This window comes from Alteromonas sp. AWJ4_197 (genome assembly GCF_056160285.1).
In genome coordinates this window covers 313,643-333,267 of record NZ_JBSWWW010000007.1, presented here as the reverse complement: position 1 = coordinate 333,267, position 19,625 = coordinate 313,643, and the positions used below count along the sequence as shown (strand labels likewise).

The 19,625-nt window shown below is 49.2% G+C and carries 16 protein-coding genes; 11 read left to right on the top strand and 5 right to left on the bottom strand.

Going from position 1 to position 19,625, the window contains the following annotated elements:
• Positions 1-52 precede the first annotated feature (52 nt).
• From glmM to ftsH, 3 genes are all read right to left on the bottom strand, one after another.
• Entirely contained in the window at positions 53-1,396 is a 1,344-nt protein-coding gene (gene glmM / locus ACXAGC_RS17380) for a phosphoglucosamine mutase (RefSeq protein ID WP_119501129.1), read from the bottom strand.
• 1 nt (position 1,397) lies between these two features.
• Entirely contained in the window at positions 1,398-2,240 is an 843-nt protein-coding gene (gene folP, locus ACXAGC_RS17375; protein ID WP_474845788.1) for a dihydropteroate synthase, read from the bottom strand.
• Between the two features lie 91 nt (positions 2,241-2,331).
• The gene (gene ftsH / locus ACXAGC_RS17370) at positions 2,332-4,281 is read right to left on the bottom strand and encodes an ATP-dependent zinc metalloprotease FtsH (RefSeq protein ID WP_119501127.1); all 1,950 of its coding nucleotides are present in this window, start codon (positions 4,279-4,281) and stop codon (positions 2,332-2,334) included.
• Between the two features lie 458 nt (positions 4,282-4,739).
• On the opposite strand from ftsH, the gene yhbY reads away from it, so the two are divergent.
• Positions 4,740-5,036 (top strand): ribosome assembly RNA-binding protein YhbY, encoded by a 297-nt coding sequence (gene yhbY / locus ACXAGC_RS17365; protein ID WP_119501126.1) that lies wholly within the window; start codon positions 4,740-4,742, stop codon positions 5,034-5,036.
• 92 nt (positions 5,037-5,128) lie between these two features.
• On the top strand, positions 5,129-5,920 hold the full coding sequence (locus ACXAGC_RS17360) for a 3-hydroxyacyl-CoA dehydrogenase (RefSeq protein ID WP_474845785.1): 792 nt from the start codon (positions 5,129-5,131) through the stop codon (positions 5,918-5,920).
• A 5-nt stretch (positions 5,921-5,925) separates the two neighbouring features.
• Here ACXAGC_RS17360 and ACXAGC_RS17355 read toward each other — a convergent pair whose 3' ends face one another.
• Both ACXAGC_RS17355 and ACXAGC_RS17350 read right to left on the bottom strand, forming a co-directional pair.
• Positions 5,926-7,017, bottom strand: coding sequence for a DUF2891 domain-containing protein (locus tag ACXAGC_RS17355; RefSeq protein WP_474845783.1), 1,092 nt, complete (start codon positions 7,015-7,017; stop codon positions 5,926-5,928).
• 87 nt (positions 7,018-7,104) lie between these two features.
• Positions 7,105-9,510 carry a Lon protease family protein gene (locus tag ACXAGC_RS17350; protein ID WP_474845781.1) on the bottom strand — a complete coding sequence of 802 codons (2,406 nt, stop codon included), beginning with the start codon at positions 9,508-9,510 and terminating at the stop codon, positions 7,105-7,107.
• Positions 9,511-9,741: 231 nt separating this feature from the next.
• Between ACXAGC_RS17350 and ACXAGC_RS17345 the strand changes: the two genes are divergently transcribed.
• The 9 genes from ACXAGC_RS17345 (at position 9,742) to ACXAGC_RS17305 (ending at position 19,405) form a co-directional block, all read left to right on the top strand.
• On the top strand, positions 9,742-10,269 hold the full coding sequence (locus ACXAGC_RS17345) for an SRPBCC family protein (protein ID WP_474845779.1): 528 nt from the start codon (positions 9,742-9,744) through the stop codon (positions 10,267-10,269).
• Positions 10,270-10,386: 117 nt separating this feature from the next.
• Entirely contained in the window at positions 10,387-12,993 is a 2,607-nt protein-coding gene (gene leuS / locus ACXAGC_RS17340; RefSeq protein WP_474845975.1) for a leucine--tRNA ligase, read from the top strand.
• Complete coding sequence (locus ACXAGC_RS17335) at positions 12,993-13,511, top strand: LPS-assembly lipoprotein LptE (protein ID WP_119501123.1); 519 nt, start codon at positions 12,993-12,995, stop codon at positions 13,509-13,511. The genes leuS and ACXAGC_RS17335 overlap by 1 nt, the downstream gene beginning before the upstream one ends.
• 9 nt (positions 13,512-13,520) lie before the next feature.
• Entirely contained in the window at positions 13,521-14,555 is a 1,035-nt protein-coding gene (gene holA / locus ACXAGC_RS17330; protein ID WP_474845777.1) for a DNA polymerase III subunit delta, read from the top strand.
• Positions 14,556-14,634: 79 nt separating this feature from the next.
• A complete protein-coding gene (gene rsfS, locus ACXAGC_RS17325; protein WP_119501121.1) occupies positions 14,635-14,952 on the top strand; it encodes a ribosome silencing factor in 318 nt (105 codons plus the stop codon).
• A 93-nt stretch (positions 14,953-15,045) separates the two neighbouring features.
• On the top strand, positions 15,046-15,516 hold the full coding sequence (gene rlmH, locus ACXAGC_RS17320) for a 23S rRNA (pseudouridine(1915)-N(3))-methyltransferase RlmH (protein WP_474845774.1): 471 nt from the start codon (positions 15,046-15,048) through the stop codon (positions 15,514-15,516).
• Positions 15,517-15,518: 2 nt separating this feature from the next.
• Positions 15,519-17,432, top strand: a complete 1,914-nt coding sequence (gene mrdA, locus ACXAGC_RS17315) for a penicillin-binding protein 2 (protein ID WP_119501119.1) — start codon at positions 15,519-15,521, stop codon at positions 17,430-17,432.
• A complete protein-coding gene (rodA, locus tag ACXAGC_RS17310) occupies positions 17,429-18,544 on the top strand; it encodes a rod shape-determining protein RodA (RefSeq protein WP_119501118.1) in 1,116 nt (371 codons plus the stop codon). The genes mrdA and rodA overlap by 4 nt, the downstream gene beginning before the upstream one ends.
• Before the next feature lie 6 nt (positions 18,545-18,550).
• Positions 18,551-19,405: a septal ring lytic transglycosylase RlpA family protein gene (locus ACXAGC_RS17305; protein WP_474845772.1), complete on the top strand. Its 855-nt coding sequence runs from the start codon at positions 18,551-18,553 to the stop codon at positions 19,403-19,405.
• Positions 19,406-19,625: the final 220 nt, after the last annotated feature.

Sequence of the window (19,625 nt, the reverse complement as noted above, 5' to 3'; positions counted from 1 at the left end):
ATATCCGCCCTATTATACAAGCCTAAAAATGATAATATTTATGACGAATCAATCAATTGGCCACTTTGCGTACAGCATCGGCGATAAACTCAGCCCATTTCAGAGACTGCATTTCATCGTCGGATTCTACCATCACCCGGATCAACGGTTCTGTACCGCTTTTACGTAGCAATACCCGCCCTGTTTTACCCAGTGAACTTTCAGCTTCTTTCACTGCATCTGTAACAGCAGACATGGCCAACGGATTATCAGAGGACTCATCATAACGGACATTAATCAGTTTTTGCGGAAATTTATCAAACCCGCCGCTTAAATCGTGCAAATCCATGCCCGAACGTAACATGGCAGTGATGACCTGAAGACCGGCGACAATACCGTCTCCGGTAGATGCCACATTTAAGTTCAGCACGTGACCACTATTTTCACCACCGATAGCCCAGCCTTTCTGCTGCAGTAACTCCATTACGTAACGGTCACCTACAGCACTGCGGGCGAACGGAATGGATAATTTGCCCAAAGCCACTTCCAGACCCAGATTGCTCATGAGTGTACCCACTACACCACCGGATAAACGACCGGATTTAAGCGCATCGCGGGCGATAATATATAAAATCTGATCACCATCCAGCACGTTACCCAGGTGATCAACCAGCATAATTCGGTCGCCGTCACCGTCCAGAGCAAACCCCATGTCAGCGCCTGTCTCAAGCACTTTTTCCACGATGGCGTTCATTGAAGTAGCACCGACTTTGTCGTTAATGTTCAGGCCGTCCGGCTTAGTACCGATTTCGATAACTTCTGCACCAAGTTCTGACAACACATTCGGTGCTATGTGATACGTCGCACCGTGGGCACAGTCGACAACAATCTTCATGCCTTTTAACGACAGATCTGACGGGAACGTGCCTTTACAGAACTCAATGTAACGTCCGGCTGCGTCGTTGATACGGGTTGCCTTACCCAACTTATTGGAAGCAACGCATGTCATTGGCTTATCAAGCATGGACTCAATGGCAATTTCGATATCGTCATCCAGTTTGAAACCATCGGATGAAAAGAACTTAATGCCATTATCATAATAAGGATTATGAGACGCAGAAATCACAATACCGGCTTCTGAGCGAAATGTTTTAGTAAGATAAGCAATCGCCGGTGTGGGCATCGGACCTAACAAACCGATATTAATACCGGCTGCGGACAAGCCTGCTTCCAACGCAGACTCAAGCATATAACCTGAAATCCGCGTATCTTTCCCTATCAGTACTTTATTTGTACCATGGCCTGCCAGCACTTTACCGGCTGCCCAGCCCAACTTGGTGACAAACTCGGGATTAATAGCGCTTTCACCTACTTTCCCTCTGATGCCGTCTGTACCAAAATACTTGCGCTGACCCATTTCAGGCTCCTTGAATATTGTCTTTTATTTGTTGAATCTTATTCACGATTTTCATCGCATCCATTGTTTCTGCCACATCGTGAACACGGATCACTTTTGCGCCCATTTGCGCCGCAATAGTGGCAAGGGCAATGCTGCCCGCCAGCCGCTCTGATACAGGTTTATCCAGCAGTTGGCCAATCATAGATTTTCTCGACATACCAACCAGTAGCGGATAACCGAGATGTTGCACCCTTCCCATTTCAACCAGCAGTTGATAATTGTGGTCGAGGCTCTTTCCAAAACCAAAGCCCGGATCCAGAAGAATGCTGCTGTCATCAATACCGGCATGCTTACAGGCATCTATGCGTGACAGCAAAAAATTAATCACTTCGTCTGCCACATCATCATACTCAGGGCTCGCTTGCATGGTTCGCGGCTGACCTTTCATGTGCATCAGACACACAGGTACCTTTGCTTCTGCTGCGGCCTCCAGTGCCCCCGGTTCCTGCAAGGCGCGGACATCATTAATTAAACCCGCTCCGGCCTTCACGCTTTCCCGCATTACAGTGGCCTTGCTGGTGTCCACAGAGAGTACTACGCCTTCCAGACCGGCCAGTTTCTCTACCACCGGCACCACGCGGTCTAACTCTTCCTGTTCAGACACTTCCGGCGCCCCCGGGCGTGTCGATTCACCGCCTATGTCAATAAATGTCGCGCCGGCCTCTACCATCCGCATGGCATGTTCAACGGCTTTAACTACCGTATTGTGGGCTCCGCCGTCTGAGAAGGAATCCGGTGTGACATTGAGTATACCCATAACGCGGGCCTGATTGAGGTCGATTTCGGTATGTTTGAAATGCATAACGTATATCTGTCTTTATGAATATGGAGAGGAAAGCTGGCTTTATAAAGCACAAACAAAAAGCGCCAGTTGAAACTGGCGCCTGGAGATTTTAGCCCGGAAGGTCGCCGGGTTTACCTACCGGTGGCTTATCCAAACCATCGTCGGTAATTTCGCCCTCACGGGCCGGCTTGCCGCCGGGAGGATTGTCTCCACCTTTCGGCGCACGATCGTCCCAGTCCGCAGGCGGACGCACATCACGGCGTGCCATCAGATCGTCAATTTGCTTCGCATCAATGGTCTCGTACTTCATCAGAGCATCTTTCATCGAATGCAGAATATCAATATTCTCTTCAAGAATTTTATAAGCACGATCATAGTTTGCATCGATAAAAGATTTAATCTCTGCATCGATGGCGCGGGCAGTATCGTCAGACATGTGCGAAGCTTTAGACATGGATTTGCCCAGGAACACTTCGCCTTCGTCTTCTGCGTACAACATCGGACCCATTTTACTCGACAGGCCCCACTGCGTGACCATCTTACGGGCGATCTCAGTTGCACGTTCAATGTCATTAGAAGCGCCGGTGGTCACCATGTCGTCGCCGTAAATGATTTGTTCAGCAATACGGCCACCAAACAGACTTGAAATCATACTTTCAAGATGTTGCTTGGAATGGCTCACACGATCCTGCTCCGGCAGATACATGGTAACACCCAGTGCACGACCACGGGGAATGATCGACACTTTGTAAACCGGATCATGTTCAGGAACAAGACGGCCAACGATTGCGTGACCGGCCTCGTGATACGCTGTCATGGCTTTCTCGTTTTCCGACATCACCATGGACTTACGCTCAGCACCCATCATGATCTTGTCTTTGGCTTTATCGAACTCTTCCATCGACACAAGGCGTTTGTTAGCACGGGCGGCGAACAGAGCAGCTTCGTTAACCAGGTTCGCAAGGTCAGCACCGGAGAAGCCGGGTGTACCACGGGCAATTACAGAAGCTTCCACGTTGTCACCAACCGGTACTTTGCGCATGTGGACTTTCAGGATTTGCTCACGGCCACGGATATCAGGCAGACCTACAATAACCTGACGGTCGAAACGGCCGGGACGTAACAGTGCCGGGTCAAGGACATCTGGACGGTTAGTCGCTGCGATAACGATAATACCTTCGTGACCTTCAAAACCATCCATTTCTACCAGCATCTGGTTAAGTGTCTGTTCACGTTCATCGTGACCACCGCCAAGACCAGCACCACGCTGACGACCTACTGCATCGATCTCATCGATAAAGATAATGCAAGGCGCAGCCTTTTTGGCTTGCTCGAACATGTCACGGACACGGGATGCACCCACACCCACAAACATTTCAACAAAGTCGGAACCTGAAATAGTAAAGAACGGTACTTTTGCTTCACCGGCAATGGCTTTAGCCAACAATGTTTTACCTGTACCCGGCGGACCCACCATCAGAACGCCTTTAGGAATCTTACCGCCAAGCTTCTGGAATTTTGAAGGATCGCGCAGGAAGTCTACCAGTTCTACTACGTCCTCTTTCGCTTCGTCACAACCGGCAACGTCGGCGAAAGTGGTTTTAATTTGATCTTCACCCAGCAAACGGGCTTTGCTTTTGCCGAAAGACATGGCTCCGCGGCCACCGCCACCCTGCATTTGACGCATGAAGAAAATCCAGACTGCAATTAACAGCAGCATGGGGAACCATGAAATGAAGATAGACGTCAGGATAGACGGCTTCTCAGGCGGCTCACCTAATACACGTACATCCTTCTTCACCAAATCTGAAATGAGCTGATCATCAAAATAGGGAATATAGGTAACGAATGTTTCGCCGTTACGTTTCGTGCCGCGGATTTCGCGGGACTCACTGTCAATGCGAACTTCGCGGACATTGCCCTGATTCGCTTCTTTCAGGAATGTTGTGTAATCCGTTTGTGCACGTGTCGATTCACCAGGTGAAAAGCTCTGGAACACCGACATCAACACAACGGCGATAACCAACCATAAGATTAAATTTTTTGCCATATCGCTCAAGCTACTAACCTCTAAAAATACCGGAACACCCGGGATTGATGACAATTTACTGCCAACATGTTCATTTACCGCTCACTATGGTGAAACCGGCGTCCGGAACATGCTCCGCTCCCATTGTTTCCGTACGAAATGCGATCCTTACTTCGTCAAATTACAGCCTACTACAAATTATAGACCGTAGCCACCAATACACGTTCCCGTTACCACGTAAATTAACGCCTTGTAACGTTTTACGTGCAAGTGTGCAGTTCTGTTCAGTATTGCTTATATAATTGGTGGCATTATGCGACTTTTTTGTCATTCGCACATAATGTCGTTAGGATTGTAACGAAGATGGCGTTAGAATATGGCATTTCAAGGCATTAACTTAAAATAAATGGTTTTACGTTCAGTCAGTGACCACGTTGGCCCGGCGTTTAGGTTAAACAAATTTATCAATAGTAAAGAAAAACGACGAAATGAAACTTTCCAATAAACAGAAACAATTCCTTAAGGGCCTGGCCCACTCTTTGAAACCCGTTGTGCAATTAGGTGCTAACGGCCTCACAGAGGGTGTTGTATCTGAAATTGACAGCGCACTGGCACACCACGAACTGATTAAAGTGAAGGTGCCTACCGATGATCGTGAAGAAAAAACACTGATCATGGATGCTATTGTGCGGGAAACCGAATCTGTAAAAGTACAGTCCATCGGACACACACTGATTATCTTCCGCCCTTCCGAAGAGCGTAAAATTCAGTTGCCAAAACAATAAAGTCTTTTTACATCTTCTATTATGTAATCACTTTGTTAACAAACTCTGCCACGTTACACTTACGTTAACGTAAACCTGATAACGGGCAGAGAATGATGTCAGAACAAACCACACTTCCGCTTTCCTCCATCACAGCCGTCATTACCGGTGGCAGTTCAGGACTGGGTTTTGCTACCGCGCAGCATCTGTTGCAGCGTGGCGCGACCGTTGCTCTTTTTGATATAGACCGTGAAAAAGGGGAAAAGGCTGTCCGTGAGGCAGGTGGAAATGCACATTTCTACCCCGTCGATGTTTGCAGTGAAGACGAGGTTTCTGACGCATTGCAAGCTTTCCGGGAGAAAGCCGGACGTATTAACCTTTGTGTTTCCTGCGCTGGAATCGCACCGGCTGCGAGAACGCTTGATAAAACAGGCAATGCTGCCTCTTTTGATCAGTTCCGTAAAGTAACCGATATCAATCTTAACGGTACCTTCAACGTGAGCCGGCTTGCTGCTCAGACCATGGCCGCACAGGAAGCAGATGAAAACGGTGAACGGGGTGTCATCATTAATACTGCATCCATTGCCGGCTACGAGGGGCAGACCGGACAGACCGCCTACGCGGCCAGTAAGGCGGGCATTATCGGTATGACACTGCCCATGGCCAGGGACCTGGCCGCTGTGGGGATCCGTGTTAATGCAATTGCGCCCGGCGTAATGGGCACTCCCATGTTACTGGCCATGCCGGAGCACGTTCAGGCAGCATTGAGCGCCAATGTGCCCTTCCCTAAACGGCTTGGTCTGCCACAGGAATTTGCAGCACTGGTGGCGCATATTGCACTTAACACCTATATAAACGGTGAGACCATCCGTCTTGATGGCGCACTCCGTATGCCGCCTAAATAAATGATTTACTCTGTGGCGCGGGCACGTTGTTGTAACGCATAAACAGCAAAGCTGCCCAGCCAGTGTGTACCTTCATAATTTTCATCAACGATGGCGGGCAATGAATGGGCCACGTGCGTGTCTGCCAGCGCCCGCAGATGACCAAATTCATCGGGATATTCTGCTGCAAGGCCATACATCACCCAGGCACGGCTGAAATTAAGCCCGTCCAGATGCACCAGTTTACCGTCAGTCCGGTCACTTACCCGTGCCACATCAATGTGAAAGTCAGCATGATCTAACGCCGGCAGAAAACCTTCCGCCCAGTTCATGAAGGACTTCTTATCCATCACTTTTCGCATCAGATCCAGTTCTTCAAAACAAGGGGAAAGAAAATCGAAGCCGTTTGGCTCCCATGAGAGCGGACACTGTTTATCGCCGCCAAACCAGTGCACAGCCCGCTCTGTAATGAGCCTCTGCAATGCTTTGTCATCAGCAATCAGGGCATAATCCAGTGCCATCGACATTCCGAAAGCCGTATTCGGATGCTCGCCGGTGCGGACCGGATACACCAGCTTTGGTAAGAACTGATGATATTTGCCAACAATCAGTTCAGTCAGGGGAGACAGGTTCTGACTCAGTTCAGCAGCCCCGGTGTCATCCCAAAGTTTCAGTTCTGCGGCCAGAGCCAGTAACCAGGCCCAGCCATAAGTGCGCTCAAAACTGGCATTTTGTGGTTTTTCAAAATATGCCACTTCCTGAAGAATTTTATCTGCGGTCAGGTTTTCCTTAAGCTTTGCTTTAATTTCTGTCGCTTTGGCAAGATCAGGAAAATGGCGGAGCAGATTTACCAGCATCCAGTGACCGTGTACGCTGGAGTGCCAGTCAAAACACCCGTAAAAGGCGGGGTGCAGTGCAGCCGGTCCCTGCAAGTCCTGTGGACCGGATAATGTTTGATTTAACTTGTTCGGGTACTCTGTTGTTACACAATGCAGCGGCATCTCTGACAACCGCTCAGCTTCCTGCAGAGATAACTCCGGAGTTTCAGGTGCACTGAATGCGCCCGTGCTGAAGAGCGTCAGGGCAACTAAAGCTGTTAGTTTTCTACCCGTTACCATTCCGGTAATTATACTCCCCGCAAATAAACTCCCCGTAGATAACTTTTTCATCTTTCCTGCCACCTTCTGACGTTTTTTATTATGTGTTTATTCATCGTCGCCTCCGTTAACAATCAGTGCAATGTTATAAAGGCGGTTCACGGCATGATAGTTCACCGAATTTTTCGGATAACGCCCGCGGGACGTCATATTGCCGGCTTCTTTTTCCATCAACAGTGAAATGGCATCATCCACGGTTTCAGCAGTGTAAATATGGAAAAGCCCTTTTTTTACTGCATCAATAACTGCTTTATCCAGTACCAGGTTAATGGCATTGGATTTAGGGATAATCACCCCCTGACTACCGGTAAGCCCGCGGTGCTGGCATAAATCGAAAAAGCCTTCAATTTTTTCGTTCACGCCGCCTACTGCCTGTACCTCACCGTACTGGTTAATTGAGCCGGTTACTGCCAGAGACTGGGTAGCCGGAATTTCCGTCAATGCAGATATCAGTGCAATAAGTTCTGCCAGCGAGGCACTGTCACCATCAATGTGTCCGTAGGATTGTTCCAGCGCTATATTGGCTGACAAGGTCAACGGGAAATGCTGGGCATATTTGTTTCCAAGATAACCGGTTAACAGCATAACCCCTTTAGAGTGAATGGGTTGTCCCAGTTCAACTTCCCGTTCAATATCCACCACGCCGTTGGCACCGGCATACACCGTAGAGGTAATGCGGGCCGGCGTACCGAATGCTGTACCCCCGACTTCCAGTACGGTCAGGCCATTAACGGTACCTACTGACTTACCTTCGGTAGCGATTAGGACATGACCTTCTTTAATGTCGTTTAGCAGTGCATGACTCACCCGGCCGGTGCGGCGTTTTTTCGCACTCAGTGCAATTTCAATGTGCTCCAGTTCAAGATGCGTGCTTTGCTGCTGAGCCGCAAAATACCGGGCCTCATTGATAAGCTCTATGACTTCGGCAAAATGGGCTGAGAATTTTTGCTGATGTTCAGCCATACGCAGGGAATATTCCACCAGCCGCTGCATGGCTTTAGAGGAAATCCCGCTTAAGCCGCATTCGCTGAGGTGATGACGCACCTTTCCCGTAAAATCAAAAGTAGATTGACGGGTTACCGGTATTTCGTAATCGAAATCCACCAGCACTCTGAACAGTTCGTCAAATTCATCATCATAATCCTGCAGGGTATAATAGAGATCCCGTGAACCCAGCAGTATCACTTTCACATCCAGGTCCACCGGTTGCGGGTTTAATGTGATGGCGTTCACCATACCCACATCCTGCTGGGGAAGATCCATTTTCAATGAACCGGATTTTATCGCCAGTTTCAGTGCATCCCACACGAAGGGCTGCTCTATGACCTGATCAACATCCAGTAACAGATAGCCACCATTGGCACGGTGCAAAGCCCCTGCTCTTATCATTCTGTAATTGGTATAAACACTGCCATGCAGGTTGGTGTACTCAATTTTACCAAACAAGTTTTGATAGGTAGGGTTCGGCTCATACACCACCGGCGCGCCGTCCTGTAACTGATGACCCACCAGCACATTAGGCAAATAAAGTTCTTCCAGATAAAGCCGTCTGTCGAGTTCGTCGGGCTTGTCCTCTTTTGACTCCTCTGCCAGCAGTGACACGATGGTGTCTACCAGATGGGAACGCATGCGCCGCAGGGTTTTCAGTACGCCGAGATGGCCGGCATATTTATGTTCCAGTACTTTGAGTAAGGGTCTGATCCCCTGCTCTGCGGTTTTCTTATTCAGTTGCCTGATACGCTCAGAACTTTCACGTTTCCATACCGGCAACCCGAGTAAACTTTCACTGAGACGGTTTTCAAGTTCAGCAATCAAGTCATAAAAATACTGACGCTTGTCATCATCGAGTACGGCAAATTCTTCATCGGTAACGGGTTTACCGTTTACTATCGGGGCGAAGGTAATGGCGTTAGATTCGTCATAAAGGGCTACATCATGAGCCTGCGCGTAGCGTTCCACTGCATCGATGGCTTCATCATAACGGCGCTCAAATTCTCTGGAAATGGCTGACTTCTGACGCTGATAGCCCGGGTTGTCAAAAGCTGCCGGAAATGTATCAAGCAAGTCGTCAATCAGACCGTTTATATCTTTAACCAGATCTTTGCCTTCACCCGGCGCCATGCGCAGAACAAAGGGTTCACGTTCTTCATCAAAGTTATTCAGATAGACCCAGTCTTCCGGTGAAGGCAATGATGCCACCTGACGCTCAATGTAATCCTTTACCAGCGAGAACCGTCCGGTGGCCGGCTCCCCCATCACATAGAGGTTATATCCGCGGTTGCGTACGCCAAGGCCGAATGACAATGCTTCACGGGCACGCTCCTGGCCAATAAAGGTTGCATTAACGGCTTCCTCATCTTTTAAAGCCTGGTTTATCTGCCGCCGGTTCAGCGACGGTGTCAGTGCTGCGGGAGATAAAGCATATTTAGCGCGCAGAACGGAAAGGTCGGTCATAACTGCCTGTTTACCTTATATCATCAAACTGCTCCGTTAGCCGGCAGGTTTGATTTTGTGGAGATAAGATCAAGTGAAACGCGAAAAATTCCCACTGTCAAACCATAAAAAGGCTGTATCAGCCATTTTTCTCCACTTGTTTTGATAAATTGTATCAAAAAGCACCACATTACGGTTTAATGGGCATTATTAACCGTATTGCCAGCAAAATTTTAAGGATTATGAGCGTCCATGACTAAAACCACTGCTGCACTCGCCCTCCTGAGTTTAATTTTATCCTTTAACACCTCTGCCAAAGTGGAAAGCAGTGGTAACGGCGGCTTTATTGTTCTTAATACCGTTTCGGTGAACGCAGCGGCTGACACTGTCTGGCAAGCGCTGGTAAACGATGTCGACCGGTGGTGGCCCAAAGATCACTCATGGTGGACGGGCACCTTCAGTATTGATGCCCGTGCCGGCGGTTGTTTTTGCGAACGGGCCGGTGAACGGAGTGCTGAACACATGCGGATAAGTTTTGTTGACCCTGCAAAGCAGTTGGTAATGACCGGCGGACTGGGGCCGTTACAAGCTATGGGCATGACCGGCGCTCTGAACTGGCAACTGGAACAAACCGGCGCAGATACAAGAATATCGCTTCGGTATCACGTTCAGGGATACAGCGAAAGCGGATACAAAGACCTCGCGCCTGTTGTCGACCATGTCCAGGGATTACAACTTAAAGCGCTGGCAGATTTTTTAACCACTGCCAAAACTGACTAAAATCCCGTCAGATAAGGATAAAAGTAGCCCCCGCCTATTGTGAGTGCACTGCGCGCCGGGGTATTCTATGCGGCTAATCACGAAGTAATTAATACCAACGCGGAAGCCTTATTCACGATGGCCGAAAATCAGTACAACCCGAAACAAATCGAGCAGGATGTCCAGCAGTACTGGGAATCCAATCAGTCTTTCAAAGCAGAAGAAGACGCGTCTAAAGAAAAATTCTACTGCCTTTCAATGTTCCCTTACCCCAGCGGCCGTCTCCATATGGGACACGTACGTAACTACACCATCGGTGACGTAATCAGCCGTTTCCAGCGCATGCAGGGTAAAAATGTTCTGCAGCCAATGGGTTGGGACGCATTCGGGTTACCTGCTGAGAACGCAGCCATCAATAACAATACGGCTCCGGCAAACTGGACCTATTCAAACATTGAATATATGAAAGGCCAGTTGAAGTCGCTGGGTTTCGGTTATGACTGGGATCGCGAAGTCGCTACCTGTAAACCTGACTATTATCGCTGGGAGCAGTGGTTTTTCACCCGCCTGTACGAAAAAGGGCTGGTATATAAGAAAAACGCCACCGTTAACTGGGATCCGGTGGACCAGACAGTACTGGCCAACGAACAGGTTATCGACGGTCGTGGCTGGCGTTCAGGTGCTCTGGTAGAACAAAAAGAAATCCCTCAGTGGTTTATTAAAATTACAGACTACGCTGAAGAATTATTATCTGACCTGGATCAGCTGGAAGACTGGCCTGATCAGGTTCGCGCCATGCAGGCAAACTGGATTGGCCGTTCAGAAGGTGTAGATATTACCTTTAAACTGAAAACACCTGCCGGTGAAGTGGAAACCCTGACCGTTTACACCACACGCCCTGATACATTCTTTGGTGTTACATACCTGGGCGTTGCTGCCCAGCATCCTGTGGCAGAATTTGCTGCCAGACATAACCCTGCTCTTGCAACCTTTATCGAAGAATGTAAGAACACGAAAGTGGCTGAAGCAGAACTGGCCACCATGGAAAAGAAAGGGTGTGATACCGGATTAACAGCGATTCACCCGCTCACCGGCGAGGAAGTACCGGTTTGGGCTGCTAATTTCGTATTGATGGGCTATGGCTCCGGTGCAGTCATGGCCGTTCCCGGCCATGACCAGCGTGACTGGGAATTTGCTACCAAATACAATCTGCCGGTTAAACAGGTCATTACACCTGCAGATGGTAACAGTGAAACCTGTGACTTAACTGCGTCTGCGTATACTGAAAAAGGCACCTTAATTAACTCCGGTGAGTTTGATGGCTTAGCCTTCGACGCCGCTTTCAATGCAATAGCAGAAAAATTATCTGCCGCAGGTGTGGGTACTAAGAAAGTTAATTACCGTCTTCGTGACTGGGGCGTAAGCCGTCAGCGTTACTGGGGCGCTCCTATTCCAATGCTGAATCTGGAAAACGGCGAGTCTGTGCCGGTTCCCGCCAGTGAATTACCGGTGGTGTTACCGGAAGACGTGGAAATGAATGGTGTAACTTCGCCAATCAAAGCTGATCCTGAATGGGCAAAAACGACCTTTAACGGTGAACCAGCCCTGCGTGAGACCGACACCTTCGATACCTTTATGGAATCATCCTGGTATTATGCCCGTTACAGCTGCGCACAAAATGGCGATGCCATGCTTGATCCAACTCAGGCGAATTACTGGCTGCCGGTAGATCAGTACATCGGCGGTATTGAACACGCCATTCTTCACCTGCTCTACTCCCGTTTCTTCCACAAACTGCTGCGTGATGAAGGTCTGGTAGAGTCAGATGAGCCGTTTAAACGCCTGTTATGTCAGGGTATGGTGCTGGCAGATTCCTATTTCAGTGAAGATGAAAACGGCAAGAAAACCTGGTATTCGCCGCTGGCTGTTTCCACCGAGAAAGATGATAAAGGCCGGATCACGAAAGCCTGGCTGACCAGCGACGGTACGCCGGTAGAACACGGCGGCATGACTAAAATGTCAAAGTCGAAAAATAATGGTATCGATCCTCAGGCGGTTATCGATCAGTACGGTGCAGATACTGTACGCCTGTTTACAATGTTCGCCGCGCCACCTGAGCAAACCCTTGAATGGGTTGATTCCGGCGTGGAAGGGGCAAACCGCTTCCTGAAACGTATCTGGAAACTGGTCAGTGAGCACATTGAAGTTTCCGGCACACCGGGCAAGGTTGATGCACAAGCACTGAATAAAGATCAGCAAGCGTTACGTCGTGAAGTGCATAAGACAATTGCCAAGGTCAGTGATGACCTGGGTCGTCGTCAGACCTTCAACACTGCCGTAGCTGCGGTAATGGAATTACTGAATCATCTGCAAAAGGCACCTCAGGAGTCTGAAACTGACCACGCTATTATGCGTGAAGCGGTTGAAGGCGTGCTGCGTTTGCTAAACCCCATCACGCCGCATATCTGTCATCACCTGTGGCAGGCACTTGGCCATGATACACCTGTAGAATATGCCGGCTGGCCGGTAGCTGATCCTGCTGCCCTGGTAGAAGATGAGAAGCTGATTGTAGTGCAGGTTAACGGTAAAGTGCGCGCTAAAATGACCGTGGCAGCAGATGCGGCAAAAGAAGCCGTCGAAGCAGATGCCCTTGCCCAGGCCAATGTTCAACAGTTTATCGAAGGTAAAACGGTGCGCAAAATCATCGTAGTACCCGGTAAGCTGGTTAACATTGTAGCTAACTGATGAAGACGTTCTTCCGGCTGTTAACAGCAGGCGCAGCCGCACTGGTGCTTACCGGTTGCGGCTTTCATCTGCGCGGTAATGAAGCGTTGCCGCCATCAGTTAATTACGTTGCGGTAACGTCTGCGCAGGCCCATGCGCCACTGGCCAGAGCGTTGAAGAAAAAACTGGCAGTGTACGACCTCCACGGCGGTACACTGGCAGACAGCCCGTCTCCGGACATGTCGGTTCTGATCAACATTCAGCCGGAGCAACTGGAACGGCGTTTATTGTCCGTGTTTTCTACCGGTCAGGTAGCTGAATACGAGCTGATTTACGGTGTCCGTTATACAGTGACCTTCCCCGACAAGGCTCCCCTGCCCGCGTATTTTGAAGTATTGCGGGATTACCAGGATGATCCTGAACAGGTGCTGGCAAAATCGCGGGAGCTGGAACTGGTTCTTAGCGAAATGCGGGATGAAGCGGCAGACAAAATTATCCGTCGTATAGCCAGCCAGTCTTCTCAGGCAGTGGCGGAATAAACAACTGCCATGCAAATCTATCCAAACCGTTTTGAAGCGGAACTAGATAAAGGCCTCAAGCCTTGTTATTTGCTGTTTGGTGATGAGCCACAGCAAAAATTTTCCATGATCGAAGCGGTGCGGGAAAAAGCCAGAGCTCAGGGCTTCACTGAGCGGACAGTATTCGTTGCCGACAGTGGTTTTAACTGGAGTCAGTTAATTGAGGCCACTCAATCTCTGTCCTTATTTGCTTCGCAACAAATTATTGAACTGGAACTACCTACCGGTAAACCCGGTACTGAAGGTAGTCAGACCCTGCAATCGGTAGCAGCGAATCTGGGTAACGACATTCTGTTACTGATCCACGGTCCCCGTATTGGCAAAGATGTACAAAAAGCCAAATGGTTCAAGGTTCTTGACGATACCGGCATTCATTCCATTTGCTATGCACTGGAAGGTAATAATCTTCACACATGGATCCAGCAGACTATGCAAAAAGCCGGACTTAACGGCGATGCAGCCTGTGTCCGCATGATTGCAGATATGTGTGAGGGCAATATGCTGGCCGCTCATCAGGAAATCCAGAAGTTATCGCTGGTTTATGCCGGACAGGCCATTACACCTGAACAGGTAGAAGCGGCCATTGTCGATCAATCCAGATTCAATGTATTTCAGCTGGTTGATGTCATGCTGAACGGAGACCGGCAGCGCTGTATCCGCATGTTGTACCGTCTGGAAAGTGAGGGCATTGAACCTAATATACTGATCTGGGCATTTATTCGTGAATGGCAGACCTTAAGCCAGTTACACGAAGTCAGATCGTCCGGACAACCTGTCCAGTGGATGAAGTTCGGGATCTGGAAAAATCGTCAGGGCTGTTATCAGTCGGCACTGAACCGGCTGAGCGCTGCCCACCTTGACCATATCAGAGAGGCGCTGGAACAGGCCGACTTTGCTTTTAAACAAAATACAGTGGAAAGGCCTTATATCAAGCTTGCACACCTTTGTATGTTGTTCATGGGCATAGAGCTTAACGGATTAACTTTGATGCCGGACCTGCACTGACACCGGTGTGGGAATTGCGGTAAAATTCGCTATAGTTAAAATGTTGTACGTTAATTTTTTGTGTATTTGAGGAGAACTTTTGGACAGTAACCAGTTCAAACAATTCGTGTTAGATAAAATCGACGACATGAAAGCCCGTGATGTCATTCAACTGGACGTTAAAGGTAAGTCGACAATTACTGACCTGATGATTATCTGCTCGGGTAATTCCAAGCGACACGTGGTGTCTATCGCGGATAATCTGCATGTAGAAATGAAACAGGCCGGACATCCGCCTCTGAGCATTGAAGGCAAAGAGACCGGTGAATGGGTTCTTGTTGATCTCGGTGACATCATCGTGCACGTCATGCAGGATGAAGCGAGAGATTTCTACCAGCTTGAAAAGCTCTGGGGCTGAACATCAGCCATCAGTATGCCACGGCGTTGACTGTCAGCGGCGTTCCGGCAAGACTTATCACTTCAAATCGCTCAACCGGGAAGTTGTAAAACGGTGAAAATTCAAATCGTTGCGGTAGGAACTAAAATGCCTGACTGGGTTGCCAGAGGTGTTGATGAGTTTGTGCGCCGTTTTCCCGCTGACATGCCTGTCAGCTTTACTGAAATTGCCGCGGGAAAGCGTGGTAAAAATGCAGATATCCCGCGCATCCTTCAAAAGGAAGGAGAAGCAACGCTGGCGGCAATCCCGAAGGGAAACCGCATCGTCACACTGGAAGTCACCGGTAAGCCATGGGATACCCCCCAACTTGCCAGACAACTCGATGCCTGGAAGATGGACGGGCGTGACGTAAGTTTACTCATCGGAGGCCCGGAAGGACTCGCTCATGAGTGTATTGCCGCATCGGAACAGCGCTGGTCACTTTCTAATCTGACATTACCCCACCCTCTGGTGCGCATCATTGTGGCGGAAAGCTTGTATCGCGCCTGGTCTGTTACCCAGAACCATCCGTATCACCGGGAATAGTCATGGCCCGTAAACGTCAGGCGATTCGTGACCATACAGCGGAAGCGAACCTGTTTGCCCGCCGCGCCGCTGTTTCACTGCTTATTGTGTTTGCCATGCTCGGTATCGTGGTGAGTAACCTCTACGTACTGCAAGTGGAACAGCACGATGCTTATCAGACCCGCTCCAACGGTAACCGCATAAAGGTTCTGCCCATTGCCCCTAACCGTGGATTGATTTACGACCGCAACGGTATTTTGCTGGCTGAAAACCGGCCGGTATTCAGCCTGGAAGTCATTCCTGAAGAAGTCGACAGTCTGGACGACACCCTGGACAGCCTGTCTGCACTCATGGGGATCACGCAGGAAGAGCGTGACAACTTTCTTAAAATATACCGCGGACAACGACGGTTTAAGCCCATCGCTCTGCGCACCCAGCTAAATGAAGAAGAAGTGGCATTGTTTTCTGCCCAGCAACACCGTTTTCCGGGTGTTTCTGTGGAAGCCCGTCTTTCGCGCTACTATCCCTACGGTGAAACGCTGACTCACGTACTTGGCTACGTAGCAAAAATTAATAAGAAAGATTTACAGAAATTGCAGGAAGCCGGTCAGGAAGATAACTACGCAGCTACCTACGACATCGGTAAACTGGGTATCGAAAAATACCATGAAGAAGAATTACACGGCCAGGTCGGTTATCAGCAGGTAGAAGTGAACAGTCAGGGACGGATAATCCGTACGTTGAGTGTTGATCCGCCGGTGCCAGGTAAAGACATTGTGCTGAATATTGATCTTGCCCTGCAACTGGCTGCAAAAAAAGCGCTGGATGGTAAGCGGGGTACGGTGGTCGTTTCGGCGCCTGATACCGGTGGTGTACTGGCCATGTATTCCAGCCCGAGTTACGACCCTAACCTGTTTGTCCACGGGATCAGCAGCAAAAACTACAGTGCCTTACTGAATTCCCCTGACCGGCCTCTGATTAACCGCGCTACGCAGGGACAATATCCACCGGCTTCCACTATCAAGCCTCTGCTTGGTCTGGTGGGCCTTGAGGACGGTGTCATTACACCAAAGACCACTATCAATGACACCGGACGTTACAAGCTCCCCAACGTCAGCCATGTGTGGCGTGACTGGAAAAAATGGGGGCACGGGAAAGTGAATGTTGAACGGGCCATTATGATGTCCTGCGATACTTTCTACTATGACCTTGCCTACAAGCTCGGTATCGATCGAATCAGTGATGCGATGTCTGAATTCGGTTTCGGCGATTACACCGGCGTAGACTTATACGAAGAATCAGACGCCAATATGCCAAGCCGCGGCTGGAAACGTGCCCGTTTTAATCAGCCCTGGTACATCGGCGATACGATTCCTGTGGGTATTGGCCAGAGTTACTGGACAGCGACACCAATCCAATTGAATCAGGCAATAAATACACTGATAAACCACGGCGAACGGTTTGTTCCTCAAATTATGATGGGATTCATGAGTGAAAACGGCGAGGTCTCGCAGGAGCCTTTAAAAACCATGCGTCCGATTATGGTGAAAGAAAGGAAAAACTGGGATTTAATGCTCAGTGCCATGCACGATGTTAATCATTCCGATGAAGGTACAGGCCGCAAGTCATTCTCTGATGCCCCTTACCAGTCCGGGGGTAAATCCGGTACTGCACAACTTTTTTCAGTAGGCCAGAACGAGTCCTACAACGAAGAAGAGGTTTCTGAACATCTTCGTGATAATGCCATGTATGTAGCCTTCGCCCCTTATGAGCAACCTGAAGTCTCTGTGGCGGTTGTGGTTGAAAATGCCGGAGGCGGCAGTTCCAATGCCGCGCCGGTAGCCCGTCAGGTTATGGATTTTTTCTTCCGCGAAAGGGACTTTATGCAGCCTGATTATGTGCCGCCGGAGCAAGCATCAAAGGAACAGGCTGAATGAAACGTACAACGATAAAACAAAATCAGTCTACTCTGCTCGAACGGCTTCATATTGACGGCTGGCTGTTGCTGGGATTGCTGGTTTTAATGGTGGTCGGCCTGTATACCCTTTATTCGGCCTCCGGTCAGGATCCCGGCCAGATGGAACGGCAGTTCGCCCGTCTCGGTATTGCCATGGGTGTAATGTGCGTCATGGCGCAGGTACCACCTATGGCCTACCGGCGGTTATCCACTTATGCTTACATTGCCGGCTTACTGATGCTGATTGCTGTACTTTTATTCGGCGACGTGGGTAAAGGTGCCCAGCGCTGGCTTGATCTTAAATTTGTTCGTTTTCAGCCATCGGAACTGATGAAGCTTGCGGTGCCCATGATGGTGGCCTGGTATATCAGTAAGTTTACCCTGCCCCCCCGTCTTATTCAGATAGGCATTGGCTTCACTCTGGTTATCGTACCCACAATCCTCATCGCTAAACAGCCGGATTTAGGGACGTCGCTACTTATTGCCAGTTCGGGAATTTTTGCTATTTTTCTGGCAGGCATGAGCTGGCGTCTTATTGGCATTGTTGCCGCCATGGGCGGTGCGTTTGCACCGGTAATGTGGTTTTTTCTGATGCAGGAATATCAGAAGCAGCGGGTAATCACGTTTTTAAATCCTGAATCCGATCCTCTGGGCGCCGGTTATCATATTATCCAGTCTAAAATTGCCATTGGTTCCGGCGGCCTTCAGGGCAAAGGCTGGTTGCAGGGAACCCAGTCACAGCTTGAGTTTCTGCCGGAACGTCACACCGATTTTATCTTTGCGGTTTTCAGTGAAGAATTCGGTCTGACTGGCGTCATCGGATTACTCGCAATTTACCTGTTTATCATTATTCGCGGCCTGATCATTGCCAACCGTGCTCAGGACGCCTACAGTAAGTTACTGGCGGGTTCGATAACCCTGACCTTCTTTGTTTACGTGTTTGTAAATATGGGTATGGTGTCAGGCTTACTGCCCGTAGTAGGAGTGCCACTGCCACTGGTTAGTTTTGGCGGTACGTCAATGGTGACATTGATGGCAGGTTTTGGCATTCTGATGGCAATCGGAACACAAAAAAGATTCTTATCCCGATAACCGGTTATGTGCGCTAAATACTGTATCTTACTGCTATGTGCAGTCGTGTTATGCGGCTGCCAGTCTTCAGGTCGCTATGCCCAGCACAGCGATTCAGCCCCCACGTTTGTGTATGACGAACCGGATTACACTGACGCAGACCCGCAATACGAACCTTACCGTGAATGGAACAGCCGCCCCTACGAAGTATTGGGTAAACGATATTTTCCGTTGCAATCCGGCAAAGGTTTTGTGGAAACCGGGCTGGCTTCCTGGTACGGCCAGAAATTTCACGGGCACCTCACTTCTAACGGTGAAACCTACAATATGTTTGCAATGACAGCGGCACATAAAACCTTGCCGCTGCCCTCATTTGTTAAAGTGACTAACCTGAGTAATGGCAAGACAGCCATCGTGCGGGTAAATGATCGTGGCCCCTTTCATTCCAGCCGGATTATCGACTTGTCTTATGCCGCAGCGAAGAAACTGGATTACCAGCAGCACGGCACGGCAAAGGTGAAGCTGGAAGTGATTCATTTTGATGAGAACAATCAGGTGACTGTGGGCGATCAGCCTACTGTCAGCTATGAACAATATGCCGGCATTGTTCCGCTGCCTGAAGAGCCGGAAGCTGAGCCGGTTTCTGCTGCTGACGACGGGCTTTACATTCAGGTCGCCGCAGTGAGTGATCCTGAACGTGCCAAATCAGTATCTACCGTCCTGTCCCAACTTTATCAGGTGCCTGCTGAAATACCGTTAATTAATAATATCTACAAATTACGGCTGGGCCCGCTGGCTGACCGCTTTCAGGCAAAAATGCTGTTAGATGATTTGCAGAAAAATGGCTATCCCGGTGCTTATACCGTGGGCGGCAACCTGTAAATATGGCATTCATCTGCCGAACTTGTGGATTTGCCGGGTAAATCGGTCAGCAACACTGTAATCCGGTAGACTTTTAAGGTACAAATCAGCATCTGAATCACTTTGCTCTTTATATAAGGAACAAAGCTGCACTGACTCTGGTCCAGGCTTGTTGCTTACGTTAAAATTCAAAACAGTTTGTCTTAAATAAAAAACGGTAATTGATATTCCCATGCATAAA